The sequence below is a fragment of the Aeromonas sp. R3-1 genome (genome assembly GCF_040908345.1).
GTDB lineage: Bacteria > Pseudomonadota > Gammaproteobacteria > Enterobacterales > Aeromonadaceae > Aeromonas > Aeromonas veronii.
Map to the genome: position 1 here is coordinate 1 of NZ_JBFODN010000010.1, position 26,241 is coordinate 26,241.

The 26,241-nt window shown below is 61.9% G+C and carries 23 protein-coding genes and 3 pseudogenes; 17 read left to right on the forward strand and 9 right to left on the reverse strand.

Features of this window, described 5'->3' with window-relative positions; translation table 11 throughout:
• The 12 genes and pseudogenes from AB5Y85_RS00635 to AB5Y85_RS00690 form a co-directional block, all read left to right on the forward strand.
• A pseudogene (locus AB5Y85_RS00635) lies at positions 1–173 on the forward strand (LysR family transcriptional regulator); the annotation flags it as partial.
• A gap of 197 nt (positions 174–370) precedes the next feature.
• A complete protein-coding gene (locus AB5Y85_RS00640; protein WP_257687635.1) occupies positions 371–1,516 on the forward strand; it encodes an ABC transporter substrate-binding protein in 1,146 nt (381 codons plus the stop codon).
• Positions 1,517–1,659: 143 nt separating this feature from the next.
• Positions 1,660–2,673: an ABC transporter ATP-binding protein gene (locus AB5Y85_RS00645; RefSeq protein WP_019444921.1), complete on the forward strand. Its 1,014-nt coding sequence runs from the start codon at positions 1,660–1,662 to the stop codon at positions 2,671–2,673.
• On the forward strand, positions 2,670–3,638 hold the full coding sequence (locus tag AB5Y85_RS00650; protein WP_129503873.1) for an ABC transporter permease: 969 nt from the start codon (positions 2,670–2,672) through the stop codon (positions 3,636–3,638). The genes AB5Y85_RS00645 and AB5Y85_RS00650 overlap by 4 nt, the downstream gene beginning before the upstream one ends.
• A 137-nt stretch (positions 3,639–3,775) precedes the next feature.
• The gene (locus AB5Y85_RS00655; RefSeq protein WP_005352644.1) at positions 3,776–4,603 is read left to right on the forward strand and encodes an ABC transporter permease; all 828 of its coding nucleotides are present in this window, start codon (positions 3,776–3,778) and stop codon (positions 4,601–4,603) included.
• A 29-nt stretch (positions 4,604–4,632) separates the two neighbouring features.
• Entirely contained in the window at positions 4,633–6,063 is a 1,431-nt protein-coding gene (locus AB5Y85_RS00660) for a gamma-aminobutyraldehyde dehydrogenase (protein ID WP_040069353.1), read from the forward strand.
• A gap of 153 nt (positions 6,064–6,216) precedes the next feature.
• Positions 6,217–7,011 (forward strand): phenylalanine 4-monooxygenase, encoded by a 795-nt coding sequence (phhA, locus tag AB5Y85_RS00665; RefSeq protein WP_257687623.1) that lies wholly within the window; start codon positions 6,217–6,219, stop codon positions 7,009–7,011.
• A 63-nt stretch (positions 7,012–7,074) separates the two neighbouring features.
• A pseudogene (locus tag AB5Y85_RS00670) lies at positions 7,075–7,557 on the forward strand (4a-hydroxytetrahydrobiopterin dehydratase); the annotation flags it as partial.
• 154 nt (positions 7,558–7,711) lie between these two features.
• Complete coding sequence (gene tyrR, locus AB5Y85_RS00675) at positions 7,712–9,259, forward strand: transcriptional regulator TyrR (protein WP_107684923.1); 1,548 nt, start codon at positions 7,712–7,714, stop codon at positions 9,257–9,259.
• A gap of 189 nt (positions 9,260–9,448) precedes the next feature.
• The gene (locus AB5Y85_RS00680; RefSeq protein WP_005333646.1) at positions 9,449–10,006 is read left to right on the forward strand and encodes a YfiR family protein; all 558 of its coding nucleotides are present in this window, start codon (positions 9,449–9,451) and stop codon (positions 10,004–10,006) included.
• On the forward strand, positions 10,003–11,232 hold the full coding sequence (locus tag AB5Y85_RS00685) for a diguanylate cyclase (RefSeq protein WP_058056947.1): 1,230 nt from the start codon (positions 10,003–10,005) through the stop codon (positions 11,230–11,232). Before AB5Y85_RS00680 ends, AB5Y85_RS00685 begins: the two co-directional genes overlap by 4 nt.
• Before the next feature lie 35 nt (positions 11,233–11,267).
• Entirely contained in the window at positions 11,268–11,756 is a 489-nt protein-coding gene (locus tag AB5Y85_RS00690) for an OmpA family protein (RefSeq protein WP_005333642.1), read from the forward strand.
• Positions 11,757–11,851: 95 nt separating this feature from the next.
• Here AB5Y85_RS00690 and AB5Y85_RS00695 read toward each other — a convergent pair whose 3' ends face one another.
• Positions 11,852–12,589, reverse strand: a complete 738-nt coding sequence (locus tag AB5Y85_RS00695) for a TerC family protein (RefSeq protein WP_005333641.1) — start codon at positions 12,587–12,589, stop codon at positions 11,852–11,854.
• A 120-nt stretch (positions 12,590–12,709) separates the two neighbouring features.
• Between AB5Y85_RS00695 and AB5Y85_RS00700 the strand changes: the two genes are divergently transcribed.
• From AB5Y85_RS00700 to AB5Y85_RS00710, 3 genes are all read left to right on the forward strand, one after another.
• Positions 12,710–13,825 carry an ATP-NAD kinase family protein gene (locus AB5Y85_RS00700; protein ID WP_257687624.1) on the forward strand — a complete coding sequence of 372 codons (1,116 nt, stop codon included), beginning with the start codon at positions 12,710–12,712 and terminating at the stop codon, positions 13,823–13,825.
• Between the two features lie 99 nt (positions 13,826–13,924).
• Positions 13,925–14,203 carry a YfcL family protein gene (locus tag AB5Y85_RS00705; protein WP_005333639.1) on the forward strand — a complete coding sequence of 93 codons (279 nt, stop codon included), beginning with the start codon at positions 13,925–13,927 and terminating at the stop codon, positions 14,201–14,203.
• Between the two features lie 98 nt (positions 14,204–14,301).
• The gene (locus tag AB5Y85_RS00710; RefSeq protein ID WP_257687625.1) at positions 14,302–15,963 is read left to right on the forward strand and encodes an AMP-binding protein; all 1,662 of its coding nucleotides are present in this window, start codon (positions 14,302–14,304) and stop codon (positions 15,961–15,963) included.
• Positions 15,964–16,072: 109 nt separating this feature from the next.
• Here AB5Y85_RS00710 and AB5Y85_RS00715 read toward each other — a convergent pair whose 3' ends face one another.
• The 3 genes from AB5Y85_RS00715 to AB5Y85_RS00725 form a co-directional block, all read right to left on the reverse strand.
• On the reverse strand, positions 16,073–17,236 hold the full coding sequence (locus AB5Y85_RS00715) for a PLP-dependent aspartate aminotransferase family protein (RefSeq protein WP_257687626.1): 1,164 nt from the start codon (positions 17,234–17,236) through the stop codon (positions 16,073–16,075).
• 133 nt (positions 17,237–17,369) lie between these two features.
• A complete protein-coding gene (locus AB5Y85_RS00720) occupies positions 17,370–18,407 on the reverse strand; it encodes an isopenicillin N synthase family oxygenase (protein WP_257687627.1) in 1,038 nt (345 codons plus the stop codon).
• Between the two features lie 425 nt (positions 18,408–18,832).
• Positions 18,833–19,471 carry an NAD(P)-dependent oxidoreductase gene (locus AB5Y85_RS00725; protein ID WP_144712776.1) on the reverse strand — a complete coding sequence of 213 codons (639 nt, stop codon included), beginning with the start codon at positions 19,469–19,471 and terminating at the stop codon, positions 18,833–18,835.
• A gap of 101 nt (positions 19,472–19,572) precedes the next feature.
• Between AB5Y85_RS00725 and AB5Y85_RS00730 the strand changes: the two genes are divergently transcribed.
• Positions 19,573–20,463 (forward strand): LysR family transcriptional regulator, encoded by an 891-nt coding sequence (locus AB5Y85_RS00730; protein WP_236297390.1) that lies wholly within the window; start codon positions 19,573–19,575, stop codon positions 20,461–20,463.
• 124 nt (positions 20,464–20,587) lie between these two features.
• On the opposite strand, the gene AB5Y85_RS00735 is transcribed toward AB5Y85_RS00730, so the two are convergent.
• From AB5Y85_RS00735 to AB5Y85_RS00750, 4 genes and pseudogenes are all read right to left on the reverse strand, one after another.
• Positions 20,588–21,490, reverse strand: a complete 903-nt coding sequence (locus tag AB5Y85_RS00735; RefSeq protein WP_013723653.1) for a LysR family transcriptional regulator — start codon at positions 21,488–21,490, stop codon at positions 20,588–20,590.
• Between the two features lie 100 nt (positions 21,491–21,590).
• Positions 21,591–22,849 (reverse strand): annotated as a pseudogene (locus AB5Y85_RS00740) (CynX/NimT family MFS transporter).
• Complete coding sequence (locus tag AB5Y85_RS00745; RefSeq protein ID WP_257687630.1) at positions 22,846–23,745, reverse strand: pirin family protein; 900 nt, start codon at positions 23,743–23,745, stop codon at positions 22,846–22,848. The pseudogene AB5Y85_RS00740 and the gene AB5Y85_RS00745 overlap by 4 nt, the downstream one beginning before the upstream one ends.
• Before the next feature lie 58 nt (positions 23,746–23,803).
• Positions 23,804–24,529: an isochorismatase family protein gene (locus tag AB5Y85_RS00750; protein ID WP_257687631.1), complete on the reverse strand. Its 726-nt coding sequence runs from the start codon at positions 24,527–24,529 to the stop codon at positions 23,804–23,806.
• A 192-nt stretch (positions 24,530–24,721) separates the two neighbouring features.
• Here AB5Y85_RS00750 and AB5Y85_RS00755 point away from each other — a divergent pair, with 192 nt between their 5' ends.
• Positions 24,722–25,657 carry a LysR substrate-binding domain-containing protein gene (locus tag AB5Y85_RS00755; RefSeq protein WP_236396916.1) on the forward strand — a complete coding sequence of 312 codons (936 nt, stop codon included), beginning with the start codon at positions 24,722–24,724 and terminating at the stop codon, positions 25,655–25,657.
• A 6-nt stretch (positions 25,658–25,663) separates the two neighbouring features.
• On the opposite strand, the gene AB5Y85_RS00760 is transcribed toward AB5Y85_RS00755, so the two are convergent.
• Positions 25,664–26,241, reverse strand: a 578-nt coding sequence (locus tag AB5Y85_RS00760; protein WP_047436746.1) for a LysR substrate-binding domain-containing protein, incomplete at its 5' end; no start/stop codon positions are given.

The window sequence follows — 26,241 nt, forward strand, 5'->3', positions numbered from 1 at the left end:
GGTCGCTGGAGCAGGAGCGGGTCGAGGCGCGCCCCATCAAGGAGCCCATTCCCGCCATCGATATCGGGCTGGTGTGGCGCCGTGGTTCTCGGCTGGATTGGACGGCGCGGGAATTTATCGATATTGCGCGGGATCAGAGCCGGTTGCGGGCCCGTCAGGCGCTCCCTCGCTAGCCATCTCTTGCGGGGTAGCCACCAAAAATCAGATTCATCTGCACTCGATATCGATTTAGCTGATACCTGAGCCATCAAAAATTGAAATATTCATCGTATTGCCACTCCCCTAAGCTCATTGCTGGTTAACAGGATGTTAACGCCAATGGTGGCGTTCCTTCACCTGATGCAAGTCAACACAATGCAAGGAGTGCATGATGAAATTGACCCCTCTGATGCTGGCTCTTGTTCCGGCGCTGCTGGCAAGCCAGACCCAGGCTGCCCCGACCGAGCTCGGCAAGGGTGAAGGCCAGCTCAATATCGTGGCCTGGGCTGGCTACGTTGAGCGTGGCGAGACCGACAAGAACTACGACTGGGTAACCGGATTCGAGAAAGAGACCGGCTGCAAGGTGAGCGTCAAGACGGCGGCCACCTCGGACGAGATGGTGGCGTTGATGAACGAGGGGGGCTTCGATCTGGTGACCGCCTCCGGCGATGCCAGTCTGCGTCTGATTGCCGGTGGCAAGGTGCAGGCGCTCAATCTGGCGCTCATCCCGAGCTACAGCAAGATTGATCCCCGGCTGCAAAATGCCCCCTGGCACACTGTGGATGGCAAGCACTACGGCGTGCCCTACCAGTGGGGCGGCAATATCCTGATGTACAACACCAAGGTGTTCCCCAAGGCACCGGACTCCTGGAACGTGGTATTCGAGGAACAGACCCTGGCGGATGGCAAGTCCAACAAGGGGCGGGTGCAGGCCTTTGACGGCCCGATCCACATCGCCGATGCCGCCCTCTATCTGATGACTCATCAGCCCGCCCTGGGTATCAAGGATCCTTACGAGCTGAACGAGGATCAGTACAAGGCCTCCCTCGATCTGCTGCGCAAGCAGCGCCAGTTGGTGGGACGCTACTGGCATGATGCTTTCGTTCAAATCGATGACTTCAAGAACGAAGGGGTGGTCGCGTCAGGCTCCTGGCCGTTCCAGGCCAATGCCCTGATTGCCGACAAGCAGCCCATCGCCACCACTGTGCCGAAAGAGGGAGTGACCGGTTGGGCCGATACCAGCATGGTGCACAGCGATGCCAAGAACCTCACCTGCGCTTACAAGTGGCTGGAGCACTCCCTGAGCAACAAGCTGCAGGGGGATCTCGCCGCCTGGTTTGGCTCGGTGCCTGTGGTACCTGCCGCCTGTGAGGGCAATGCCCTGCTGGGCCCGACCGGGTGCAAAACCAACGGTATCGACAACTTCGATCGGGTTCGCTTCTGGCGCACTCCGGTCTCCCAGTGCAAGAGCCAGGGAACTTGCGTGCCCTATTACCGCTGGGTTTCCGACTATATCGCCATTCTGGGCGGCCGCTAAGGTGGGGTGAGCAAGGTGGTCGGAACCGTTGCCACCTTGCCAACGGCAGGGGAGCTGCGCCTCCTCTGCACGACTGCCGAGAGCGGATAATCAAGCGGGCCGGACAGGAGTCCGGCCAATCCCAGTACAGACAAGGACGCCCCATGAACGCCGTACAATTTGACCGGGTCAGTCGCCACTATGGCGAGGTGAAGGCGGTCGACGACATCTCTTTCCAGATCCCTTCCGGGGAATTCTTTACCCTGCTGGGGCCGAGCGGTTCCGGCAAGACCACCTGCCTGCGGATGATCGCGGGCTTCGAGTACCCGAGCGACGGGGAGATCCGCCTGTTTGGCGAACCCTGCTCCACCGTGCCCCCCTACGATCGCAACCTCAATACCGTGTTTCAGGACTACGCCCTGTTTCCCAACATGGATGTGCGCGACAACATCGGCTATGGCCTGATGCTCAAGGGGGTCGCCAAGGCACAGCGTTACCGCAAGGTGGACGAGATGCTGGAGCTGGTGCGACTGCCTGGGGTCGGCAAGCGCCGCCCAAGCCAGCTCTCCGGCGGCCAGCGCCAGCGCATCGCCATCGCCCGGGCGCTTATCAACCAGCCACGCATCCTGCTGCTGGACGAGCCGCTGGGGGCCCTCGATCTCAAGTTGCGCGAGCAGATGCAGCTTGAGCTCAAGGCGTTGCAACGCCAGTTGGGCATCACCTTTATCTTCGTCACCCACGATCAGCAGGAGGCGCTCTCAATGAGCGACCGGATCTGCATCTTCAGTCAGGGCAAGATCGAGCAGATTGCCGCCCCCGATACCATCTACGACGCTCCGGCGACGCCGTTTGTGGCCCGCTTCGTTGGCACCGTCAATCTGTTCGAAGGGGAGCAGGCCAGACGGCTGTGCGGCGACGGCAGCCAGATGATGGTGCGCCCGGAGCGGATCCGGCTCGCTGAGGCGGGTGCGCCGGGCTGGTCGGGAGAGATCCGCGAGGTGGAGTATCTGGGTCCCTTCGTCCGTTATCGGGTTGATCTCGGGGAGCAGCTCGAGATCATCGTCAACCACCCCAATGAGGGGCAGGCCCGTCTGGCCCGTGGCAGCAGGGTCAGCCTCAGCTGGCCGGAGCAGGCCATCCATCGCCTGAGCGGCGCCCATCAGGGGGCGCAGCCATGAGTGCCCCTCACAGTGCGAGTCTTGCCATGAACCATCAGCCCGAACCTGCCCGTTTCAGGCCGCTGCGGCGCCTCTCGACCCTGCTCTATGGTCGGCCCGGCCTGCTGCTGGCGATCCTGCTGGGGCCGCCGCTGATGTGGCTCGGCATCATCTATGTCGGCTCCTTGCTGATGCTGCTTTCCAACTCCCTGTTCGGGCTGGACGAGTTCAGCGGTCAGGTGCGCCACGAGCTGGGGCTGCAAAACTTCGTCGCCCTGCTGCGACCGGAGAATCTGGATGTGATCGGCCGCACCGTCGGCATGTCGCTGCTGGTGACCCTGGCCTGCGCCCTGCTCGGTTTTCCGGTTGCCTACTACATGGCGCGCTACACAAGTGGCAAGACCCGGGCGCTATTCTATGTAGGGATCATGCTGCCGCTCTGGTCCAGCTATCTGGTGCGGGTCTACGCCTGGAAGCTGATTTTGGCCAAGGAGGGGGTAGTAAGCTGGCTGGCGGACAGCATGGGGCTGGAGTGGCTGCTCGATGCCATCCTCTCCTTGCCGGTGATAGGTGGCCCGTCGCTCTCCTTCTCGCGGCTCGGCACCTTTATCGTGTTCGTCTATGTCTGGCTGCCCTTCATGATCCTGCCCATTCAGGCGGCGGTGGAGCGTATTCCGCGATCCCTCTTGGAGGCGAGCAGCGATCTGGGGGCGACACCCGCCCAGACCTTTCGCAACCTGATCCTGCCGCTGGCGTTGCCCGGTGTGGTGGCGGGCTCCATTTTCACCTTCTCGCTGACCCTCGGTGATTACATCATCCCCGGCATTATCGGCAACTCGACCATGTATATCGGTCAGGTGGTCTACATGCAGCAGGGGACGGCGGGCAACCTGCCCTTTGCCGCCGCCTTCTCGCTGGTGCCGATCCTTATCATCGCCATCTATCTGGCGATTGCGAAACGGTTAGGAGCCTTTGATGCGCTTTGATGCCCATATTGCACTCATCCATGTATCTCCTCGGGTGCCCAGCCTGATCATGGCTATCAACCGACGACCGTCAAACGGCAGGGGGCTTTTGATGCGCTTTGACCCTATCGATTTGAACCGGCAGCAAGGAGGCCTTCATGTCAGCTAGCTCAGTGAGCCGTCAGGGAGAGCGCCCTTCGGGCCTGCTCAAGTACGCCGCCATCGGCGGGCTTCTGTTCCTGCACTTTCCCATTCTGTTTATCTTCCTCTACGCCTTCACCAGCGAGAGCAAGAGTTACCAGTTTCCGCCCCCCGGGCTCACCCTCAAGTGGTTCGAGGTGACCCTCAATCGTCCCGATGTGTGGCGTGCCATCCAGCTGTCACTGGAGGTAGCGGGGCTGGCGACGCTGGCAGCCATGATCCTCGGCACCTTGGCGGCAGGGGCCATTGCCCGCAGCCGCTTCTTCGGTCAGGAGGTGGTGTCGCTCTTGCTGGTGCTGCCCATCGCGCTGCCCGGTATTGTCACCGGTATCGCGCTGCGCTCGGCCTACGGCTTGATGGAGATCCCGTTCAGCTTCTGGACCATCGTTATCGGCCACGCCACCTTCTGTGTGGTGGTGGTCTACAACAATGCGCTGGCCCGTTTTCGCCGCACCAACCAGAGCCTCATCGAGGCGTCGATGGATCTCGGGGCCGACGGCTTCCAGACCCTGCGCTACGTGATCCTGCCCAATCTGGCCACTGCGCTGCTGGCGGGGGGCATGCTGGCCTTTGCCCTGAGTTTTGACGAAGTGATCGTCACCACCTTTACGGCGGGCCAGCAGACCACCCTGCCCATCTGGATGTATCAGGAGCTGATCCGCCCCCGAGATAGGCCGGTCACCAACGTGGTGGCCCTCATCATAGTGGCCTTCACCACTATCCCCATTTTGCTTGCCTACTACCTTACTCGCGACACCCACGATGTCGCTGGCAGTGGCAAATGATGACTCAACGCGTGCGCAAGGATGCAACCATGAAACTCTCTACCCAACTCTTGATTGATGGCCAGTTTGTGACCGGCGAGGGGCAGGCTGAACCCATTCTCAACCCGGCCAACGGCGAACAGATCGCCGCCGTGCCCGAAGCCTCGTTCGAACAGGTGAACCGGGCGGTGAACGGTGCCCAGCGCGCCTTCGCCCAGTGGAGCCGCACCACCCCGGCAAGCCGCAGCAACCTGCTGCTGCGTCTGGCGGATCTCGTCGAACGCCACGCCGAGGAGTTTGCGGCGCTCGAATCCCTCAACTGCGGCAAACCCTATCTGGCCGTGCTCAACGACGAGCTACCCGCGGTGGTGGACTGCTTCCGCTTCTTTGCCGGGGCGGCCCGCTGCCTGCAAGGGCCGCTGGCGGGGGAGTATCTCGAGGGGCACACCAGCATGATCCGCCGCGATCCCATAGGTGTTGTGGGCAGTATCGCCCCCTGGAACTATCCGCTGATGATGGCGGCCTGGAAGATGGCGCCGGTGCTGGCGGCGGGCAATACGGTGGTGCTCAAACCCTCCGAACAGACCCCGCTTACCGCCCTGCGTCTTGCCGAACTGGCCAGCGAGATCTTTCCCCGCGGCGTCATCAACGTCATCTGCGGGCGGGGGGAAAGCGTAGGGGCGCCGCTGGTGGAGCACCCGCTGGTGCGGATGGTGTCGCTCACCGGTGACATCGCCACCGGCCAGAAGATCCTGCAGAGCGCTGCCCGCACCATGAAGCGCACCCACCTTGAACTGGGGGGCAAGGCGCCGGTGATCATCTTCGACGATGCGGACCTGGAGGCGGTGGTGGCAGGCATTCGCACCTTCGGTTTCTACAACGCAGGCCAGGACTGCACCGCCGCCTGCCGTATCTATGCCCAGGGCAAGATCTACGACAAGTTCGTCGCCGCCATGACCGATGCGGTGGCCTCCATCAAGGTGGGCAGCCAGTACGAGGAGGGGGTCGAGATGGGGCCGCTCATCTCGGACAGACAGCGCAACCGGGTCGCCAGCTTTGTCGAGCGGGCCCAGAGCAGCGGTCATGTGGAGGTAACGGCGGGGGGCAAGATCCGTCCAGGCAACGGCTTCTTCTTCGAGCCGACCCTGATTGTCGGGGCCCGTCAGGAGGATGAGATCGTGCGCCGCGAGGTGTTTGGCCCCGTGGTGTCGGTGACCCGTTTCAACGATGCCGAGCAGGTGGTGCAGTGGGCCAACGACTCGGACTATGGCCTCGCCTCGTCGGTCTGGACCAAAGATCTGAGCCTCGCCAGCAAGGTGGCCAGCCACCTGCAATATGGCTGCACCTGGATCAACACCCACTTCATGCTCACCTCCGAGATGCCCCACGGCGGCATGAAGATGTCGGGCTACGGCAAGGATCTCTCCCTCTATGCGCTGGAGGATTACACTGTGCCGCGCCATATCATGGTCAAGCTGTAGTGGGGATTGGTTAGCGGGTTGTCACAATTTGTTTACAACTCTTTCAGGCAGCCGACTCATGGGTCGGCTGCTTTTTTTGTTGCCATTTCGTTACAGTGAAATCGTGATGAAACGGCAAGGCGCCTTGATGTGGCGCCAGAGGATGGAACCGCTATGGCAACCTTTTACACCGCCCACCAGCCGGATGCTGACGGGGTGATCCACTACAGCAACGAAGAGCACGGCACCTGGCAGATCCTGATCGAACGTCAGTTCGCCGCTCTCGATGGCAAGGGGTGTGACGAGTATCTGGCCGGTCTCGACAGACTGGGGCTGCCCCGTGATCGCATCCCCCAGCTGGCCGAGATCAACGCCGTCTTGCAGCCTGCGACCGGCTGGTCGGTGGCGGCGGTGCCTGCGCTTATCTCGTTCGATCGCTTCTTCGCCCTGCTGGCCAATCGCCAGTTTCCGGTAGCCACCTTTATCCGGCGCCGTGATGAGCTCGACTACCTGCAAGAGCCCGATATCTTTCACGAGATCTTCGGCCACTGCGCCATGCTGACCAATCCGGCCTTTGCCCACTTCACCCACCTCTACGGTCAGTTGGGGCTGCAGGCTCGCAAGGAGCAGCGGGTTTTTCTGGCGCGGCTCTACTGGTTCACCGTGGAGTTTGGCCTCTTGGCAACGCCGGACGGGCTGCGTATCTACGGTGGCGGCATTCTCTCCTCCATCGGCGAGACAGCTTATGCCCTTTCCGGCAAGCCGCTGCTGCAACCTTTCGATCTGTTGACCGTGCTGCGCACTCCCTATCGTATCGACATCATGCAGCCCACCTATTTTGTGCTGCCGAGTCTCGATCATCTCTACCAGCTGACCGGTGAGCAGATCATGGCTGCTCTGGCCGAGGCCAGTCGGCTTGGCCTCTATCCGCCACGTTTTGAGGTTCCCGCTGGCAAACAGGCGAGCTGACCAAAAGCAAACAACCCTATTTCATTTTCATTAATTTTTCATTAATTCAAGCAGGAGTAACCCATGTCCGAACTGGCCAGCCAACAGTGTGAAGCGTGTCGCGCCGATGCCCCCAAGGTGAGCGATGAGGAGCTGCGCGAGCTGATGCAGCTTATTCCCGACTGGCAGCCGCTGGTGGAGGAGGGGGCGCTGCAACTGCGGCGAGAATTTACATTTCGCAACTTCAAGGAGGCGCTGGCGTTTACCAACCGCCTGGGGGAGCTGGCGGAAGCGGAGTTCCATCATCCGGCCATTTTGACCGAGTGGGGGAAGGTGACCGTCAGCTGGTGGACCCACAAGATCGGCGGATTACACCGCAACGACTTCATCATGGCTGCGCGTACAGACCAATTGCCCAGATAATCTGAGAACAGGTTGAGGCGGAGTATCCCCCTTCCTGCATTTCTGACCGAATGGGGGAAGGTGACCGTCAGCTGGTGGACGCACAAGATCGGCGGATTACACCGCAACGACTTCATCATGGCGGCGCGCACCGATCAGTTGCTCCGGTAATCGCACCCCACACCAGCGTCATCGGTTGACCTGGGCCTGCCTGCGAAAGCGGGGCAGGCCCGCATTTTTATGGGCTGGCGCTCGCACTGGGGGGATCGAGACTGTATTATCCGCTCATTCATAGAGTTAGCTAGGAAGTGTGTCCCGAATGCGTCTTGAAGTCAGCTGTGAAGACCGCCTGGGCCTGACCCGGGAACTGCTCGACCGCCTGGTGGAGCACAATATCGATCTGCGCGGCATCGAAATCGATACCTCAGGCATCATCTATCTCAACTTTCCCGAGCTGGAGTTCAGTGATTTTCAGCACCTGATGCCGGAGATCCGCCGCATTCCCGGCGTCTACGACGTCAAGACCATCCCCTACATGCCTTCCGAGCGAGAGCATCACGAGATCGAGGCGTTGCTCAAGGCGCTGCCGGATCTGGTCTTCTCCCTCGACAGCAAGGGCAAGGTGACCCAGGCCAACCAGTCTGCCCTCACCACCCTCGGCTTGCCGGTGGAGGAGGTACGCGGCGTGGCGCTCGGTTCGCTGGTCAAGGGTTTCTCCTTCACCCGCTGGCTGGAGGCGAGCGAGATCAAGCCGCAGACCTGCAAGCTCAGTTTCAATGGCGAAGAGTATCTGGCAGATCTGATGCCGCTGTTCGTGGCAGAAGCCCGCGGCAAGCAGGCGCTGGCCGGGGCCGTGGTGGTGCTCAAATCTGCCCGTCGGGTCGGCCTGCACTTCAGCGCGCTTCATGCGGTGGAAGTGGGGGGCTTCGAGCATCTGCAGGCCGAGAGCCCCAAGATGAAAGAGGTGCTGTCGCAAGCGCGCAAACTGGCGATGCAGGACGCGCCGCTGCTGATTGTCGGTGAGACCGGTACCGGCAAGGAGCTGCTGGCCCGTGCCTGTCACGGGGCCAGCCTGCGCTCCAGCCACCCCTTTATGGCCCTCAACTGCGCCGCCATGCCCGATAACGTGGCCGAGAGCGAGCTGTTTGGTTATGCCCCCGGCGCCTTTGGCAACAACACCGAGGGCAAGCGCGGCGTGCTGGAGCTGGCGAGCGGCGGCACCCTGATGCTGGACGAGATCGGCGACATGTCTCCCCATCTGCAGACCAAGTTTTTGCGGGTGTTGCAGGATGGGGTATTCCGCCGGGTCGGTGACGAGCAGGAGGTGAAGGTCAACGTGCGTTTCATCTGCACCACCCAGAAGCAGTTGCTGGATCTGGTGCACGAAGGAAGCTTCCGCGAGGATCTCTACTATCGCCTCAACGTGCTCAGTCTGGCGCTGCCACCCCTGCGCGAGCGCAAGGCAGACATCATGGTGCTGGCCCAGCAGTTTGTCTCCCGCTTTGCCAGCGAGTTGCAGCGACCCCGTCCGCGCTTTACCCGCAACATGGCCGACTACCTGACCGCCTATCGCTGGCCGGGCAACGTGCGCCAGCTGCGCAACTGTCTCTACCGCGCCATGACCCTGCTGGAAGGGGATGAGCTGGGGCCCGAGCAGATCGATCTGCCGGTGGCGGCCGATACCATGCCGCTGATCGACGAGTGGTTTGAGGGGAATCTCGACGATGCGGTGAAGCGCTTCGAGAGCCAGCTGCTGGCCCGGCTCTATCCCGCCTTCCCGTCGACGCGCCAGCTGGCCAAACGCCTGGGCGTGTCGCATACCGCCATCGCCAACAAGCTGCGAGAATACGGCATCAGCAAGAAGTGATTTCCGTCTTGTTGCCTGCCACCAGAGAGCCCGTTACCAGACGGGCTCTCCGTTTTCTTTACACGAACTCGGTAGATGATGGCGGGGTGAGACTTGTCAGGCCAGTGTCAGCCAACTTACTATCTGGGTTCATCTACCCGAACCGCAATGCCATAGCAGCGGTATTGTCAAGGTGACTACCTCCCGATCATGCTGTTACTCTTTTCCCCCCGTTTAACTGCCCGTCTGGCGCTCCTGTTGGTTGCGTTTGGCCTGCTGTTGCCCCGCGCGCTGGCGGAAACGGCCGCAGAGAGCCGGGCGACGGCGGTCAGGGAGCTGGTGCTCGATATCATGAGTTACACCCGCTGGCCCACCGAGCCTGCGGTGCTGCGCATGTGCGTGGCGGCACCGACCGAATATGCCGGCGCCCTCTTTACCATCGATCGTCAGGCCAATGGCCGTACCGTGCAGGTCCATCGTTACGAGGCGAGCGATCCGGCCATCAGCGATCACTGCGATGTGCTCTATCTGGGAGTGCTCGACGAGCCGACCCGTATTGCGCTGTTTGCCCGCCTGCAGGGGCACCCTGTGCTCAGCATCAGCGAATACAACCACGACTGCTCCACCAGCTCGGTGTTCTGCCTGCAGACCTCGCCGGACAGCGTGCGGGTGCGGTTTAAAGTGAACCTCGATGCCCTGGCCCTGAGCGGCGTGCGGGTGCATCCCGCCGTGCTCAAGCTGGCCCATGCCGACAAGGGGGTCCCATGAGACGACAGGTGAGCGCGGCTCCCCGCCGTCTGACCCTGCGTCAGAGCCTGGGGCGAACCCATCTGGTGGCCGCCATCACAGCCGTCAGCGTGGCGGGACTCTTTTTTACACTGGTGGCCCTGCTGGTAGTGCGTTTTTACGCCGACCACAATCTGGAGCTGGTAGCCCGCGCCATCAGCTACAGCGCCGAGGCGGCGGTGGTGTTCCATGATGAGGAGGCGGCGAGCGAGGCACTTAGCGGCATCGTTGCCAAGGAAGAGGTGGCCGAAGCCACTATCGTGCTGACCAATGGCCAGCTGCTCGCCAGTTGGGAGCGCCCCAGAAGCAACCCGCTGGTGACGCTCGAAGACTATCTGGCCCAACTGCTGATGCCGGGGCCTGTCAAACTCCCCATGCTGCGGGGTGGTGAGCAGATCGCCACCATCGAGCTGCGCGGCCACGGTGAATATCTGTTGCTGTTTTTGCTCTCGGCGCTGCTGGTGATGGTAGTTTGCCTGATGCTGAGCGCCATGGTGGCACTCTATGTGGCCGACCGGATGCAGGTCTCCATCACCGCACCGCTGCGCAAACTGGCACTTGTCGCCCACTCGGTACGTCGACAACGCACCTTGGGGATGCGGGCGCCACCGGCCGATATCGTCGAGATTAACGAGCTGGGGGATGACTTCAACTCCCTGCTGGACGAGCTGCAAGCCTGGCAGGCCCAGCAGGCCCGCGAAAATGCCAGCCTGCTCCATCAGGCTACCCACGATGCCCTCACCGGACTGCCCAATCGCGCCCTGTTTGAAGCGCGGCTCGCGCAGGCCATCTCCCTCGGCGAGCAAGAGGGGTTTGCGCTGCTCTATCTCGACTGCGATCGCTTCAAGCAAATTAATGACACGCTGGGGCACAACGCCGGTGACGATGTGCTGATCGCGCTCTCAAGACGGGTGCAACATCAGTTGCGTCCGGATGATCTGGTGTTTCGCCTCGGTGGTGACGAGTTTGCGGTGCTGGTTGGCCCACTCCAGCGACAGCATGAGGTGGAAGAGGTGATTGGCCGCATCCAGCAGGCGATGAGCGAACCGGTGGCGCTGCGTGATGGTCGTCAGCTGGTGGCAGAGGTGAGTGTCGGCTTTGCCGTCTATCAGGCGGGCATGAGTGCCAGCGTGCTGTGTGATCAGGCTGATGCAGCCATGTATCTGGCGAAACGGGCGCGCCGCAGCGAACAGCAAACCATCGCCTGACTGGCAAGAATAACAACATAAACAAGGAGCAAACCATGAAGATCACCCACCTGTTGAAAGTGACCCTGCTGGGGTTGATGTTGTCGCTGCTGGCCGGTTGCCAGAGCGCGCCCAAGGGGTTGACCCCGGAGCAAATCGCCGTGCTCAAGGAGCAGGGCTTTTATCTGACCGATGAGGGGTGGACGCTGGATCTGGCCAACCGGGTGCTGTTTGCCAACAACGTGGGGGCGCTCAATCCCCAGACTCGTCAATCCGTTGAAAAACTGGGTAAAACACTGCTTGGCGTAGGGTTGGACAAGGCGCGGGTGGATGGGCACACCGATAATACCGGCGAGAGCAGCTACAACCAGCAGCTCTCCCTGAAGCGGGCCCAGTCGGTAGCCGATGTGCTGGTCTCGGTCGGCATGAAGCCAGCCAATCTGGAGATCCATGGCCGTGGCGAGACCATGCCGCTGGCGGATAACAAGACCAGAGAGGGCCGGGCAGCCAACCGCCGGGTTGCCATCGTCATCAGCGATCAATAACCCTTTCATCGTTTCGTTACCCATAAAAAAGAGCGCCCGATCGGCGCTCTTTTTGATCGCGACAGCTGGGGTCGTGAGGGCATGTGGGGGCAGGGTTACTGCGCGCTATTTTGCCCGTTATTGTCGTGATGGCTGCGCAGGCGGATGTTGATCATCTCCACCACCAGCGAGAAGGCCATGGCGAAGTAGATGTAGCCCTTCGGAATATGCAGGTCCATCCCCTCGGCCATCAGGGCGAAGCCCACCAGGGTGAGGAAGGAGAGGGCCAGCATCTTGATGGTGGGATGGCTGTCGACGAAATCACCGATGGATTTGGCGGCAAACATCATGATGAAGACGGCGATCATGATGGCCAGCACCATCACCGGCACGTGATCGGCCATACCGACTGCGGTGATCACAGAGTCGAGGCTGAACACGATATCGAGGATGGCGATCTGGATCAGGGTGCTGATAAAGCCCGAGGCCGCTTTGCTGACGCTTTCCGGCTCGGCCGCCCCTTCCAGGGTGACGTGGATCTCGTGGGCACTCTTGCCGATGAGGAACAGGCCCCCCAGCAGCAGGATCAGATCGCGGCCGGAGATGGCTTCACCCAGCACGGTGAAGAGCGGATCGGTGAGGCGCATCACCCAGGCCAGCGAGAGCAGCAGCAGGATCCGGGTACCCATGGCGAGCCCCAGACCCAGAATACGCGCTTTTTGACGCTGCGCCTCCGGCAGGCGACCTACCAGGATGGAGATAAAGATGATGTTGTCGATGCCCAGCACGATCTCGAGCAGGGTAAGGGTGGCGAGTGCGACCCAGGCAGAGGGATCAAGAACCCATTCCAGCATGATTGAACCTTGGTTGAAAATTGGTTGGAAAATTGAAGCAGCGCATTCTAGCAGGGGCGCCACTGCTTGTCCCAGAGGGGGGAAAAGATAAAAATGGTGGCCATCGCAAGGGAGGCAGGCATGTTTCGATTAGGGTTCATTATTAATCCGGTCGCCGGGATTGGCGGTGCAGTGGGGCTCAAGGGCAGTGACGGTGTAGTTGCCGAGGCACTGGCCCGAGGCGCTGTGCCCAAAGCGCAGGAGCGGGCGCTGCAAGCTCTGTTGCCACTGTGCGAGCTGAATGTCCCGTTCGAACTGCTGACGGTGGCGGGAGAGATGGGGGAGACGGTAGCCCGCGAGCTGGGGTTGCCCTGTCGGGTCATCTATCAACCGGCCGGGGAGAGCACCTCGGCCGATGATACCCGCCACGCCGCCGAGTTGATGCGCGAAGCCGGGGTCGATCTGCTGCTGTTTGCCGGTGGTGATGGCACGGCGCGGGATATCTGCGCCGCGGTGGGGGAGTCCTGCCATGTGCTCGGCATTCCCGCGGGGTGCAAGATCCACTCCGGCGTCTACGGGGTGACGCCCGCTGCCAGCGGGCGGGTGGTGGCGCGGATGATCGCAGGGGAACTGCTCAGCCTGATCGATGCCGAGGTGCGCGACATCGACGAGGAGGCGTTTCGCGCGGGCAAGGTGCGGGCCCGCCACTACGGCCAGCTGAAGGTGCCCGGTGATCTGCGTTATGTGCAGGCGGTCAAGCAGGGGGGCAAGGAGTCCGAAGAGCTGGTGCTGGCGGATCTCGCCGCCGGTGTGGTGGAGCAGATGGAGCCCGATACCCTCTATCTGATGGGCTCCGGCAGCACGGTGGCAGCCTGTATGGCTGAGCTCGGTCTGGAAAATACTTTGCTCGGTGTGGATCTGGTGGAAAATGGCCGACTTATCGGGCAGGATCTCAGCGCCGACGAGATCCTGACCCGGATCCGCGGCCGTCGCTGCCGACTGATCATTACCCTGATAGGCGGACAGGGACATCTGTTCGGGCGCGGAAATCAGCAATTGAGTCCTGAGGTGATTCGGTGTGTCGGGCTGGACAATATCCAGGTGCTGGCAACCAAAGCCAAGCTTGCCGCCCTTGCGGGCAGGCCGCTGCTGGTGGACACCGATGATCCCGAATTAAACCGGGCGTTGCGTGGTTATCTGCGAATAACCACGGGATACAAGGATCAGGTCATCTACCCGGTGGCCAACCCGGAATAGGACGCCAAGGACGCTGCTGGCCTGGCGCCAGAGAGCTGCAATCAACCGGATTGCGGTTCCATACCCCCGAATTTTTTGCCGCAAATGAGGCTGCGTTACATGACGATTCACGATTTTGAGCACAAGTTGTTGGGACTGATCGACAGCATGGTTGCTACCGCGACCGACGATGAGCTGTTTGCGGGGGGTTACCTGCGAGGTCATATCTCATTGGCCGTTGCCCGGGCAGAGCTGGAAGGCAAGACCCTGGTGCGGGACGTCAAGAGCTATGTGCTGCGCAGCCTCAACGAGGCGATCTTGCAAGGTGAGCTTTCTGAAGAGGATGAAAAACTGGTGCAGGCGATGTGGAGTCGTTTGCAACAAGACGCAGAAGCTTGATCGGATACACAATTCAAACTGAAGTTTGAGTTTATCCTTCCCCTGAAGTTAGTGAAAGGTTAATAATAAGTTTCGCCTTTTGTTTCAGGGATTAAACTATGGCCTCCTCAAGTATTGCCAATAAACTGCCGCTCGAGATGCTCTATCACTGGGAGCGGCAGTGTCCTGATCGAACCTACCTGCGTCAAACCATCAACCGCGAATATGTCGATTTCACCTGGGGTGAAGTGGCCGATGAAGCGCGGCGGATGGTGACGGCCTTGCGTCACCTTGGTCTGGTGGCGGGTGACAAGGTGGCGCTGCTCTCCAAGAACTGCGCCCAGTGGTTTATCGCCGATCTGGCGATGCAGATGGGGCAGTATGTGAGCGTGCCCATCTACCCGACTGCCAACGTCGACACCATCGAATATGTGCTGCGCCACAGCGAAGCCAAGGCGATCTTCGTCGGCAAGCTGGATGACTGGAAGAGTCAGGAGGCGGGCGTACCCGCCGATCTGCTGCGCATCGCCTTCCCCTATGACACCATGCCGGCCAGCCACCAGTGGGACGATCTGCTGGAGGCGCATGAGCCGATCCCTGACAGCCCGGTGCAGGCCCCTGACTCCCTGCTGAGTCTGGTCTACACCTCCGGCAGCACCGGCAAGCCGAAAGGGGCGATGCTGAGCGTCGAGCGTTACGCCTGGTCGTGCGAGAAGCTGGTGGAGACGGTGAGCCTGAGCCAGGCCGATCGGGGCTTCTCCTACCTGCCGCTGGCCCACATTACCGAGCGGGTCTACATCTACGGCGGCAGTCTCTATGGCGGCGCAACCATCGCCTTCCCCGAATCCCTCGATACCTTTATCGAAGATGTCAAACGCTGCCGTCCCACCGTCTTTATCTCGGTACCACGGCTGTGGGCCATGTTCCGCATCAAGATCCACGAGAAGCTGCCCCAGAAGAAACTCGAACTGCTGCTCAAGATCCCGCTTATCTCCGGCCTTATCAAACGCAAGCTGCAAAAGGGGTTGGGACTGGATCAGGCCCGGGTGTTGGGCTGCGGTTCTGCGCCTGTCTCCCCTGCGCTGCTTGAGTGGTATCTGAGCATCGGCCTCAAGGTGACTGAAGCCTGGGGTATGACCGAGAACCACGCCTACTCCACCATCAACTACCCGTTCCGCGCCGACAAGATCGGCACCGTCGGCAAGGCGGGGATCGGAGTGACCATCAAGATCTCCGACGAGGGGGAGATCCTCTGCCGCTGCGAAGGGATGATGCTGGGTTACTACAAGGATCCCGAGCACAGCGCCGAGGCCATCGATGCCGAGGGGTGGCTCCACACCGGCGACATGGGCAAGCTGGACAAGGAGGGTTATCTCACCATCACCGGCCGGATGAAGGATGTGTTCAAGACCGCCAAGGGCAAGTATGTGGCGCCGGTGCCCATCGAGGGACTGCTGGGGCAGGAGCCCATCATCGAACAGCTCTGCGTGATTGGTTACGGTATGCCCCAGCCCATTGCGCTGGTGCAACTGGCCGAGAGTGCCATGAAGGGCAATCGGGAGGAGGTCAACGCCAGACTGGAAGCGGCGCGGGTACGGGTCAACGATCAGCTGGAATCTCATGCCAAAATTCGCGGCATTCTGGTGGTGAAAACCCCCTGGAATATCGAAAACGGCGTGCTGACCCCCACCATGAAGATCAAGCGTCACCTGCTGGAGCAAAAGTACGCCCAGGTCGGGGATCGCTGGCCCTCATCCCAGGTGGTGGTGTGGGAGGAGTAAATCCCGTCTTTCCATAGCGCACCAAACAACAACGGCCCTTGATGGGCCGTTGTTGTGTTTGGGGCATTTCACTCGCCGCTGTTTTGTCGGCGAGTAAAAGCGCGCCCGGTTAGATCTGCGCCAGCGCGGTGGCCAGATCGGCGATCAGGTCGTCCGCATCTTCCACCCCGATGCTGAAGCGGATGAGGTCGTCGTTGACCCCGGCGGCGAGGCGGCTCGCCTCGTCCATGGCGGCGTGGGTGGTACTGGCCGGATGGCAAGCGAGACTCTCGAGATCCCCCAGACTCACCGCCTGCACGAACAGTTGCAGGTTATCGAGCAGGGTGGCGCAGCGCTCAAACCCGCCTTCAAGTTCAATACTCACCATGCCGCCAAAGCCGCTGGCGAAGGCGCTGAGAGCATCGTGGCCCGGATGATTGGCAAGCCCCGGGTAGATCACCTTCTTCACCGCCGGATGTGCCGCCAGAAACTCGGCCACTTTCTGGGCATTGTGCAGGTGGGCATCCATCCGCAGCGGCAGGGTCTTGACCCCGCGCTGCAGCAGGTAGGCCTCCTGCGGGCCGATGGGGGAGCCGATATGCTTGAGGGCCACGGTGCGGATCGACTTCATCAGGGCGTGGGAGCCTGCCACCACCCCGGCGATGATGTCGCCGTGGCCGCCCAGATATTTGGTGCCGCTGTGCATCACTACATCGACCCCGAGCTCCAGCGGGCGCAGCAGGTAGGGGGTAAGGAAGGTGTTGTCACACACCGTGATGGCGCCCACCTTGCGGGCCGCTTCCACCACCAGTCGCGGATCCACCACCTTGAGGGTGGGGTTGGTCAGGGTTTCGAACAGTACCACCTTGGTGGCGGGGCGGATGTTGGCCAGCAGATCCCGGTCACTCTCGTAGGCGGTGACCTTGATACCGGCGCGGCTGAAGGTCTGCTTCAAGAAGGCATCGGTGCCGCCGTAGAGCGGGCCGATATAGGCCACCTCATCGCCGCTGTCGGCCAGGGCATACATGATGGCGCTCACTGCCGCCATGCCGCTCGCCACCACCAGCGCTTCGTCAGCCCCTTCCAGCGCCGCCAGTTTCTGCTCCAGCTCGGCGGTGGTGGGGTTGCCAAAGCGGCTGTAGATAAAGCCGGGGGCTTGACCTGCAAAGCGCTCCTTGCCCGCTTGAGCGTTGAAGTAGCTGAAGGTGCTGCTCTGGTAGAGCGGGGTGGTGAGGGCTCCGGTCTGGGGGTCGATCCGCTGGCCGCTGTGTACGCTCATGGTCTTGAATTTCATCGTGTTGCTCCGTGATGGCCAGGCTCTGGCCATGACTTGTTTTGTTGTTCGTTGCTTGTTGTTTTTGTTAGCGCGGGTATGTGCATGCTGCTTGTGGCTTATGCATATACCCGCCAGCGGATCTCTGCGCTGCTCAGGCCGGTATCGCTTCGCTTTCAGTGCGCGGGAGGCGAGCGGGTTCCCCATAGTGGCGGGCCGCCACATCCGGGTGGGAGCGCAACCGCCCTTTCAGCACGTTCTCCCCCACCTGATTAAAGAGCGGGTTGGTCGGGTCACTCTCCGGCCCTTGCGCCTGCGCTGCCAGCGCGGGGGAGAGGGTGAGCAGGGGCACTGTGGCATCGAGCCGCGCCGCCATAAAGAAGGCGCAGGAGAGGCGCGATACGCCGGACGGCGGGCTCACCACCCGATGCAGGGTCGCCTTGAGATAGCCGTTGGAGGCCAGCTCCAGCAGCTCGCCGATATTGACCACCAGCGCTCCCGGCAGGGGGGGCGCGGAGATCCAGCCGTCGGCCGTCTCGACCTCAAGCCCCGAGTGATTGTCCTGCATCACCAGCGTCAGGTAGCCAGGATCCTTGTGGGCGCCGACCCCCTGACTGCTGCCACCCGCCTCTTGCCCCGGGTAGTGAATCAGCTTCATGTGCTGGTAGGGGGCGCCGCGAATACTGTCGTCAAACACGTTGGCCGGTTGCTCCAGCACCTCGGCGAAGGCAGCGAGCAGGGTGAGGGTGATATCGCTCAGCCGCTCCTGCCACGCCAGCAGATGGCCTTTCATCTCGGGAAAGGTAGTCGGCCACTGGTTGGGGCCGATCAGCCGCTGCCAGGGTTCACGGATCTGCGCCGCAGGCAGGGCTTGCGCCTCATTCATGATATCGAACTGCTCTCGCAGATCCGGCCGCTGGCGGGTCAGCTCGGCACCGACCCGGTTGTAGCCGCGAAAGTGGGGGCTGTTGACCATCTGCACCGCCAGCTTCTCCTGCTCCGGCAGAGCAAAGAAGCGCTCTGCCAGCGCCAGGGTCTCTAGCATCTCAACCTTGCTCAAGCCGTGGCCGACCAGATAGAAAAAGCCCACATCGCGGGCGGCCGCGGCCAGCCTGGCCAGCATAGGGCGACGCACCTCGGGCTCCCCGTTGAGGGCAGCCAGATCGATGATCGGCAGTGGTGAATGTTCCATGTGCACCTCCTCACTCTTTCGTTATCTCTGGCGCCATCTCTTGCACTGCCTCCGCTGTTGGCAGACCTGATAAGCGGCAAACGGGATGGCGCGACAGTGTGGCGCCATCTGGGATAAAGGGGATGCTACTGTTCGGTGTTATAAGACGGAAACAACAAATTATTCTTATTTATATACAAAATTCGAAATGGAATTCGGCGCCTGATGGGCTGAAGGTTTTTTGCGCAGCCATTGCGAGGTAAAGGGGCAACGATGAGGGGGAGAGTGATAACCAGAGGTAAGTTACCAGCGGCAAAAATGACCAAAACAGAAAATGGCCAAAACAGAAGGGAGGCGGATGCCTCCCTTCTGGTTGAGCGGGTGTTCACCTGACCGGGTGCGTAGGTGAGTGACCGTGCATTCTGGCCTTAACCGATTGCTGGCTCTCAGTAACCCAGGGTAAAGCGCTGGCGCTGGTGAGCCGGTTTTTCGACCTCGTTCAGCACACCATCAGCCAGATCACCGGCGGTGATCCCGGCAGGCTGTTCGCCGCTAAAGAGCACCTGATCGCCACCAATCCGATAGCCGCCGCGCTTCTCGCCCGGTTCGAGGAACACCGGGGGAGAGACAAAGCGCCAGTCGAGGGTGGTTTCATGACGCAGGGCGGTGAGACCGTCGCGGGCCGCCAGCGCCCCCTGTTTCCACTCGGCCGGAAACTCAGGGGTATCCACCAGTTGCACGCCGGGGGCAACCTCCAGACTGCCGGCGCCACCTACTACCAGCAGCCAGCTGTTGGCCGCTTTGGCTGCTGCGACGATCGCGTTGGCGCCCTTGAGGTACTGGTCGTAGATATCCGGTGTGGTCCAGCCCGGGTTGTAGGCGCTGATCACCCGATCGTGCCCCTTGAGCACCTCGGTCAATGCCTGCGGGTTTTGGGCATCCACCGCCACGGCGGTGACCTGCGGATGGGCGGCCACCTTGCTGACATCGCGGACGATGGCGGTGACGTGATGGCCGCGGCTGATGGCCTCGTTCAGGATGGCTGAACCGACAAAACCGCTGGCACCGATCAGGGCAATCTTCATGGGGAACTCTCCTTCACTGTTGGAATGGGGCTATCCTACGCCGCCATTTATGATTTAATAATCACCTCAAAAATGCATTCACTTATAAGCTGGATTTAATAATGGAGCAGCTCAGACGTTACGCCATCTTCGCCGCCGTGGTGGAAGCGGGCAGCATGACAGGGGCGGCCAAATCCCTTGGCATGACACCCTCCGCCGTCAGTCAGCATATCAGTCAGCTGGAGAGCCTGCTCGGACTGCCCTTGCTCCATCGCTCCACCCGTCGTCTCAGTCTGACCGAGGCGGGAGAGGTGGTGTGGCAAGGGTGCCGGGCGTTGCAGCAGACTCTGAGCGAGACCGAGCTGCGCCTCTCGGAGGTGCGCGACGCCCTGCTCGGGGAAGTGCGGATCACCGCCCCGGTGGGGATGGCGGGCCAGCCGCTGGCTCTGGCCCTCTCGCCGCTGTTGCAGGCCCATCCCGGCCTCACCATCCAGATCATCGCCGACGACGAGAAGCGGGATCTGATTGCCGAGCGGATCGACGTGGCGCTGCGGGTCGGCACCTTGCCTGACTCGACCCTGGTGGCCCGCAAACTGGGGCAGACCCGGATGCTGCTCTGCGCCGCTCCCGCCTATCTGGCGCGCAAGGGGACGCCGCGCATGCCCGCCGATCTGGCCACCCACGACTGGCTCTGCGGCGACATGCTGGGCAACGGTTTGCTGCTGCTTGACGAGAAGGGGGGCGAGCATAGAGTGAGGTTCAAGGCCAAGGTGCTCTGCAATAACGTGTTGCCCTTGCGCCAGTTTGCGCTGGCGGGGCAGGGGATCTCGCTGCAACCGGAGGGAGAAATTGGCGAGGATCTGGCGCAGGGACGTCTGCTCGAACTGTTGCCCGGTTTTCGGGTGGCACCGATGGAGATCCACGCCATCACGCCGCAGCGGGAGATCCCGGAGAAGGTGCGACGGGTGGTGGAGGCGCTGCGCAGCTACTTCGGCACGACGATGTCGTCATGAGCTGCGCCTTAATGGTTGAGAAAAGGCCCCCGATTATCCTGAAGGGGAATTATCCATAAGGCGGTTTGTCGAGAAGAGCGATAGCCCGGATGAGGAGATGGGCATGCTTGACTGTTAAGCATACTTAAAACGAACTAACGGCCCGCACCTGATCTTTGAGCCAATTAAGCCCGGTATCCTGACCGGAGCTCTTGTGCCAACTCATGTAGACGGGGCAATCCTCCGAGAGCCAGGGCAGGGGATAGCTGGCCAGATCCAGCGCCTGCCCCAGCTTCTCCATGTGCCACTGGCTGGCGACGCAGAGCCAGTCGGTACGACTCACCAGATGAAGAGCGGTGAGCAGGGAGTCGCTCTCGTAGGCAATCTGGCGCGGCGGCAGCGGCGCCTTGGTCAGGGTGTTGAGCAGCAAGCTGTCGAGCCGCCTGGTTTGCAATACCACGTGCTTTTCGTTGAAGAAGGTGGCCATGTCGGGGGCTTGGCGGATCCTGGGGTGATCCTTGCGGCAGGCGATGCGCAGGGCCTGGGACATGATCTGCTCGTTTTCGATCCCCTGCTCCGCCATCGGCTTGGTGGCCAGCACCAGATCAACGCTGTGCAGATAGAGGCTGTTCTGGCGCAGGGCTTCGTCCTGCACCTGGGTGTTCCACTCCAGCTGACAGTTGGGGGCTTGGGTCTGCAGCAGGTTGTTGAGCTCCGGCAGGAAGAAGATATCGATATCGGGCACCCCCGCGATGCGAAAGGTGCGCCGACTGGTCTGGGGATCAAAGAGATCGGTGCGCTGCAGGCTGCGCTCCATGTCGTGCAGCGGCACCATGATCTCGTGGTGCAGACTGAGCGCTCGCGCCGTGGGGGTGATGCCGCGTCCCTGGCGGACAAACAGCGGCTCGCCCACCAGGCTGGTCAGGCGGCTGATGGCTTGGCTGATGGCCGAGGGGGTCATCTCCATCATCTCGGCGGCCGTGGTGACACCACCATAGCGGATCACCGCATCGAGGACGCGAAAGAGATTGAGATCGACTTGAGACATGGTGGCTACCGTTAAGCATGATTAAACAGTTAACATACTGAACAGCCTCTTGTCCGGCCAGTATTCCCTGCGATAACTGTGATGTTTCCCTCTCTATTCGTCATCTTCCATCTTGCCGCGAATGCGATCGAGCCTGTTTTGCAACCATGCTTGAGCCCGGCAGGTGGCCCGCGGCATAGAGCAGCGCGACCAGCAGCAAGCCGCCCAGAAAGAGCCAGCGAGCGCTTCCCCAATGGCCGCTGTCCGTCATCAGGGCCGCTAGCAACAGGGGGCCAAGCAGCTGACCGAGGTTGGCGAGCTGGACAAAAAAGCCCTGCACGATGGCCAGTTGCACCGGCCCCTGACTCACTCCCTGCGCAGACGAGAGGATGGCTGGCGGCGCCATACCGCCCGCCAGGGAGAGGGCGAGGCAGAGCCCATAGGCCCACCATGGCGACAGGCCGGGCCAGAAGGCGAGCATGCCACACAGCGCCATCAGGCCCAGTGCCCAGCTGATGAGCCGATCTCGTGCCACGCCCCGGCGCAGCAGCCATGCCCCCATCAGGTTGCCGGGTATATTGGCGACCACCGCCAGCGCCGAAAGCAGGGCGATCTGGCTTTGGCCAATCCCGGGGCTGCCTTGCAACATGGTTGGCAGCCAGACAAAGAGCGCCCAGAGCATCAGGCTGTAGAGCGTGAACGCCAACCCGTAGCGCCAGAGTGTCAGTTGTCGGAGCACCGTGAGCTGGCGCAGTGGGCGGCCTGCGTTAGCCGCGTTTTTGGGTCCCCCGACCCGCAGCCCATCTGCCGAGCGACTGGCGAGCAGAAGCAGCAGGGCAGAGAGTTGCGGGATCATCAGGATCAGCCAGGCCAGTCGCCAGCCACCTTGCGCCGTGAGCCAGGGGTGAGCAGCATACCCGCCGCCGCCCCGAGGGGCAGGTTGACTGCCCACAGGCTTATGGCCAGCCGTTTATCCTCCTCCCGGGTCACCGCCACGATAAAGGCGGGCATGGCCACCGAGACCAGCAAAAAGCCAATCCCCTCTACAATGCGCGACAGCAGCATCATGGCTAGCTCGGTGGCGGGCAGTGCCAACGCCCCGCCTATGACGATAACCAAAAGCCCGACAACCCCGGTTTGCCGCCCACTCCAGCGGGTCAGCAGCAGGCCGAGAAAGAGGCTGAAGAGGATCGCCAGCGTATTGAAAGCTGAGGCGAGATAGCTGGCTTCGACCAGTGTCAACCCCAGCTCGCCGCGCAGTATGCCGAGCACGGCGGGCACTTTGCCAAGGCAGAGAGCGCCGCTGGCACCGGCGAAAATGGCGAGGAAGACCAGAGGCCAGCGCGTGCATTGTGGCTGGTGGCCAGCGAGCGTGCTCATGGCCGAGATTGGCCGTTGCGCAGCCACTCATCGTTGAGCTGACCAAATTCGCCGCGCTGATAGGCATGCAGCCGATCTGCAATGGCGTCGTGGCTGTTCATGACGAAGGGGCCATGTTTGACCAGGGGTTCATTGAGCGCCTGGCCTGAGAGCAGCACAAAGTGGCAGGGCTCGGTGGCCTCAAGTTGCAGTGCCACCGCCTCGCCGCCATCGGCAGAGAGGCTGACTGCCATCCCGTGACCTGCCGGGATGAGGTGCCGCTCTCCCTCCGCCTGCAGGGTCAGCGATCCGGTCAGGGGATAGATCATGGCATTCCAGCCTGCCGCCAGCAGATGGGTGAAGCGGCTGTCGGGCGCGCAATGGCCATCGAGCAGGGTAAAGGGTTGGGGCAGTTCTGCCGAGTGTGGTGCCGTTATCCCGTTACTGTGGCCTGCGACCACCCGTACTCGCACCCCTTCGCCATGAAACTCGGGGATGGTGGCTACGTCTGCGTGGACGGTAAAAGGCGACGCCATCTTCTGACGGGCAGGCAGGTTGACGAAGATCTGCAGGGCGTGTACATAGGGCGATTCCCCTTCCGGCTGCTCGGTATGCACAGCCCCGCGCCCGGCCGCCAGCCAGTGGAGTGCCCCCGGTTCGATGGGGCCCTGATTGCCGAGGGAGTCGTAGTTGACGTGGGGGCTCGTCGAATCTTCAAACAGATAGGTGACGGCAGAGATCCCGGCGTGGGGGTGGGGCTCGAAGGTGGGGGCGGTCATCTGGAAGTGATCCACCATCACCACGGGGTCTATCATGCCGTTGAAAAAGTGTTCGCCAAAATGGCTGGCTGCAAAGCCGCTGCCAATGTGCAGCGGTTGGCTCTTGACGGGGGCGGAGAGAGTCAGGCGTCTGGTCATCGATATAACCTCTTGAAGATAAAAGATGCCTTCGGTCATCTGACCGAAGGCGGGCGAGTTACGACTTCTTGGCACCTTCTTGCATCTGCCACACCAGGGTAGCGAAAGGCATGTCGAGGGCGCTGTAGACATCGTGCGCCTTGGGGTCGACGTTGCTGCGTAGCATCTCGACCGCGGCAGAGGCGTAGTCGGTGACCGGGATACCGGCCCCCAGCAAGCGTTGCAGACCCGTGGTGCGCTTGGCTTCGTTGAAGGTGCCGGAAGCATCGAGCACCACCCGGGCATCATAGCCGGCAGCCTTGGCAGAGAGGGCCGGGAAGCTGGCGCAGATCTCGAGGGATACCCCGGCGATGATCAGCTGTTTGCGGCCGGTCTTCTCAATGGCGGCGCGCACGGCAGGATCGTCCCAGGCGTTAATGACGGTGCGGTTGATCACCTTCACATCCGGCAGGGCACTGGTCAGTTCAGGCATGGTGGGGCCCCACATGCCATCGGGCATGGTCGCGGTCACGATCACCGGCACGCCGAGGGCGCGGGCGGCGTTGGCCAGCGCCACCACGTTGTGCTTGAGCTCGCCCACCGTGGTGTCGCGCACGCCGCTCAGCAAGCCGACCTGATGGTCGACCAGCAGCAGTACCGCATTGTCTCGGGAGAGCATCTCCAGATAGCGGTTGGGGGATGCGGTCTGATGACTGGCTGCCTCGGCGGCGATGGCCGGCGTCACTGTGGTGGCCAGGGTCGCCAGCCCGAGCAGGGTGGCAGAGCAGATTTGTCGCAGTTTCATGGTGAACTCCTTGTGATATCGGAACAGTCAAACGGCCCTTGCTGGTGGGTCGGATTGCCCGTGCAGCAACCGTCTGATGGGGACAGGGCTATTATGATGGCTGCAAAAATGGCGACAATCTGGTTGAATAGGTTCTTATCGTTCCATAGATGGAACGATAAAGATGCACCTCACCCTGACCAAGGCAGCCCGATGACACCACTGGAACTTGATTTGAATGATCTCTATCTCTTCACCCATGTGGTGCAGCGACAGGGATTCACTGCCGCCGCGCGGGCGCTTGGCGTGCCCAAGTCGCGGATCTCGCGCCGGATCCGGCTGCTGGAGGAGCGGCTGGATACCCGGCTGCTGCAACGTACCTCACGCCAGCTCAGCCTGACCGATGCCGGTGAGGTGCTCTATCGCCACTGTCAGGCGATGCTGGCTGAGGCGCAGGCCGGAGAGGCGGCAGTGCGGCAACGGCAGCAGGAGCCGAGCGGTCTGGTGCGGATCAGCGTGCCCATTACCATCGCCGATGCGCTGCTCGCCCGCTTGCTGCCCGCTTTTATGGTGCAATACCCCAAGGTGAGGCTCGCCGTGCAAGCCAGCAATCGGCAGGTGGATCTGTTGGAGGAGGGGCTGGATGTAGTGATCCGCGGGGTGGCCTTCGAGCAGCCCCCCTCCAGTCTGGTGCAGGTACCGCTCTGCACGGTGCAGTGGGGCGTGCTGGCGACCCCGGCGTGGCTCTCGCGCCACAATGCGCTGGCGCATCCACGCCAGCTGGAAGGAGAGGATGCCCTGCTCTTCAGCTCGCTGGAGCGTCAGGCCGATCTGTTGCGGCTGCGGCACGATAGCGGGGAGAGTGAGGAGGTGGCGGTCAATGTGCTGCTGCGCAGCGACAATGTGCAAACCCTCAAACAGGCGGCGCTGGCGGGGCTCGGGATGGTGGGCTTGCCACTTTACGCCTGCGTCAATGAGCTGGCGGATGGGCGGCTGCAACAACTGCTGCCTGAGTGGCGTCCCAAAGATGGCAAGCTGGTGATGCTCTATCCCGCGCGGCGCGGTCTGTCACCGGCGGTCAGGGCCCTCATCGACTTTATCAAGGCGCAGTTGCCTGCACTGCTGGCAGAGGTCGGTCAGCCACGCTGAGGAGGGCTATCCCTCCATCTTGCGGCGAATGCGCTCGAACAGGCTCTGCAGGCAGGCTTGATCCCGATCGGCGGCCCGCACCGCGCCGTACATATGGCGACGAATACCACTGCCGAGGGGGCGGGCGCAGAGCATCCCCTGTCTGACAAATTCGTCGCTTGCCCAGCGCGGCAAGGCGGCGACGCCGAGTCCTGCGGCGGCCATCTGCAGCATCACCGAGGTATTGTCCACCGGCTTGCAGCGGGCGGGCTCCACCCCGGCGGGTTGCAAAAAGCGGCTGAAGATATCCATGCGGCTGCGCTCCACCGGATAGACCAGCAGCACCTCCGGCCCCAGATCGCCTGGCTCGATGTGGCTCCGGTGGCAGAGGGGATGATCCGGCGCCATCACCAGAGTCAGATCGAAGGCAAACAGCGGCTCGAAGTGGAGATCGCCGCGGGCCTGTACGTCCGAGGTGAGCAGCAGATCAAGCTGGCCGCCGAGCAGGGCATTGATGGCATCAAAGCCCGGCACTGACTCCACCTCCAGATCCACCCCAGGCCACTGGCGGCGAAAATCGGGCAACAGCGGCAGTAGCCACTGGA

Bases quoted from the DNA above. Each gene is read 5' to 3' on its own strand.
- tyrR (WP_107684923.1), top strand. From the start codon at position 7,712: ATGCGTCTTGAAGTCAGCTGTGAAGACCGCCTGGGCCTGACCCGGGAA.
- AB5Y85_RS00640 (WP_257687635.1), top strand. From the start codon at position 371: ATGAAATTGACCCCTCTGATGCTGGCTCTTGTTCCGGCGCTGCTGGCA.
- AB5Y85_RS00650 (WP_129503873.1), top strand. From the start codon at position 2,670: ATGAGTGCCCCTCACAGTGCGAGTCTTGCCATGAACCATCAGCCCGAA.
- AB5Y85_RS00690 (WP_005333642.1), top strand. From the start codon at position 11,268: ATGAAGATCACCCACCTGTTGAAAGTGACCCTGCTGGGGTTGATGTTG.
- AB5Y85_RS00695 (WP_005333641.1), bottom strand. From the start codon at position 12,589: ATGCTGGAATGGGTTCTTGATCCCTCTGCCTGGGTCGCACTCGCCACC.
- AB5Y85_RS00700 (WP_257687624.1), top strand. From the start codon at position 12,710: ATGTTTCGATTAGGGTTCATTATTAATCCGGTCGCCGGGATTGGCGGT.
- AB5Y85_RS00715 (WP_257687626.1), bottom strand. From the start codon at position 17,236: ATGAAATTCAAGACCATGAGCGTACACAGCGGCCAGCGGATCGACCCC.
- phhA (WP_257687623.1), top strand. From the start codon at position 6,217: ATGGCAACCTTTTACACCGCCCACCAGCCGGATGCTGACGGGGTGATC.
- AB5Y85_RS00750 (WP_257687631.1), bottom strand. From the start codon at position 24,529: ATGAAACTGCGACAAATCTGCTCTGCCACCCTGCTCGGGCTGGCGACC.
- AB5Y85_RS00710 (WP_257687625.1), top strand. From the start codon at position 14,302: ATGGCCTCCTCAAGTATTGCCAATAAACTGCCGCTCGAGATGCTCTAT.
- AB5Y85_RS00685 (WP_058056947.1), top strand. From the start codon at position 10,003: ATGAGACGACAGGTGAGCGCGGCTCCCCGCCGTCTGACCCTGCGTCAG.
- AB5Y85_RS00725 (WP_144712776.1), bottom strand. From the start codon at position 19,471: ATGAAGATTGCCCTGATCGGTGCCAGCGGTTTTGTCGGTTCAGCCATC.
- AB5Y85_RS00655 (WP_005352644.1), top strand. From the start codon at position 3,776: ATGTCAGCTAGCTCAGTGAGCCGTCAGGGAGAGCGCCCTTCGGGCCTG.
- AB5Y85_RS00680 (WP_005333646.1), top strand. From the start codon at position 9,449: ATGCTGTTACTCTTTTCCCCCCGTTTAACTGCCCGTCTGGCGCTCCTG.
- AB5Y85_RS00735 (WP_013723653.1), bottom strand. From the start codon at position 21,490: ATGTCTCAAGTCGATCTCAATCTCTTTCGCGTCCTCGATGCGGTGATC.
- AB5Y85_RS00660 (WP_040069353.1), top strand. From the start codon at position 4,633: ATGAAACTCTCTACCCAACTCTTGATTGATGGCCAGTTTGTGACCGGC.
- AB5Y85_RS00645 (WP_019444921.1), top strand. From the start codon at position 1,660: ATGAACGCCGTACAATTTGACCGGGTCAGTCGCCACTATGGCGAGGTG.
- AB5Y85_RS00720 (WP_257687627.1), bottom strand. From the start codon at position 18,407: ATGGAACATTCACCACTGCCGATCATCGATCTGGCTGCCCTCAACGGG.
- AB5Y85_RS00755 (WP_236396916.1), top strand. From the start codon at position 24,722: ATGACACCACTGGAACTTGATTTGAATGATCTCTATCTCTTCACCCAT.
- AB5Y85_RS00745 (WP_257687630.1), bottom strand. From the start codon at position 23,745: ATGACCAGACGCCTGACTCTCTCCGCCCCCGTCAAGAGCCAACCGCTG.
- AB5Y85_RS00730 (WP_236297390.1), top strand. From the start codon at position 19,573: ATGGAGCAGCTCAGACGTTACGCCATCTTCGCCGCCGTGGTGGAAGCG.
- AB5Y85_RS00705 (WP_005333639.1), top strand. From the start codon at position 13,925: ATGACGATTCACGATTTTGAGCACAAGTTGTTGGGACTGATCGACAGC.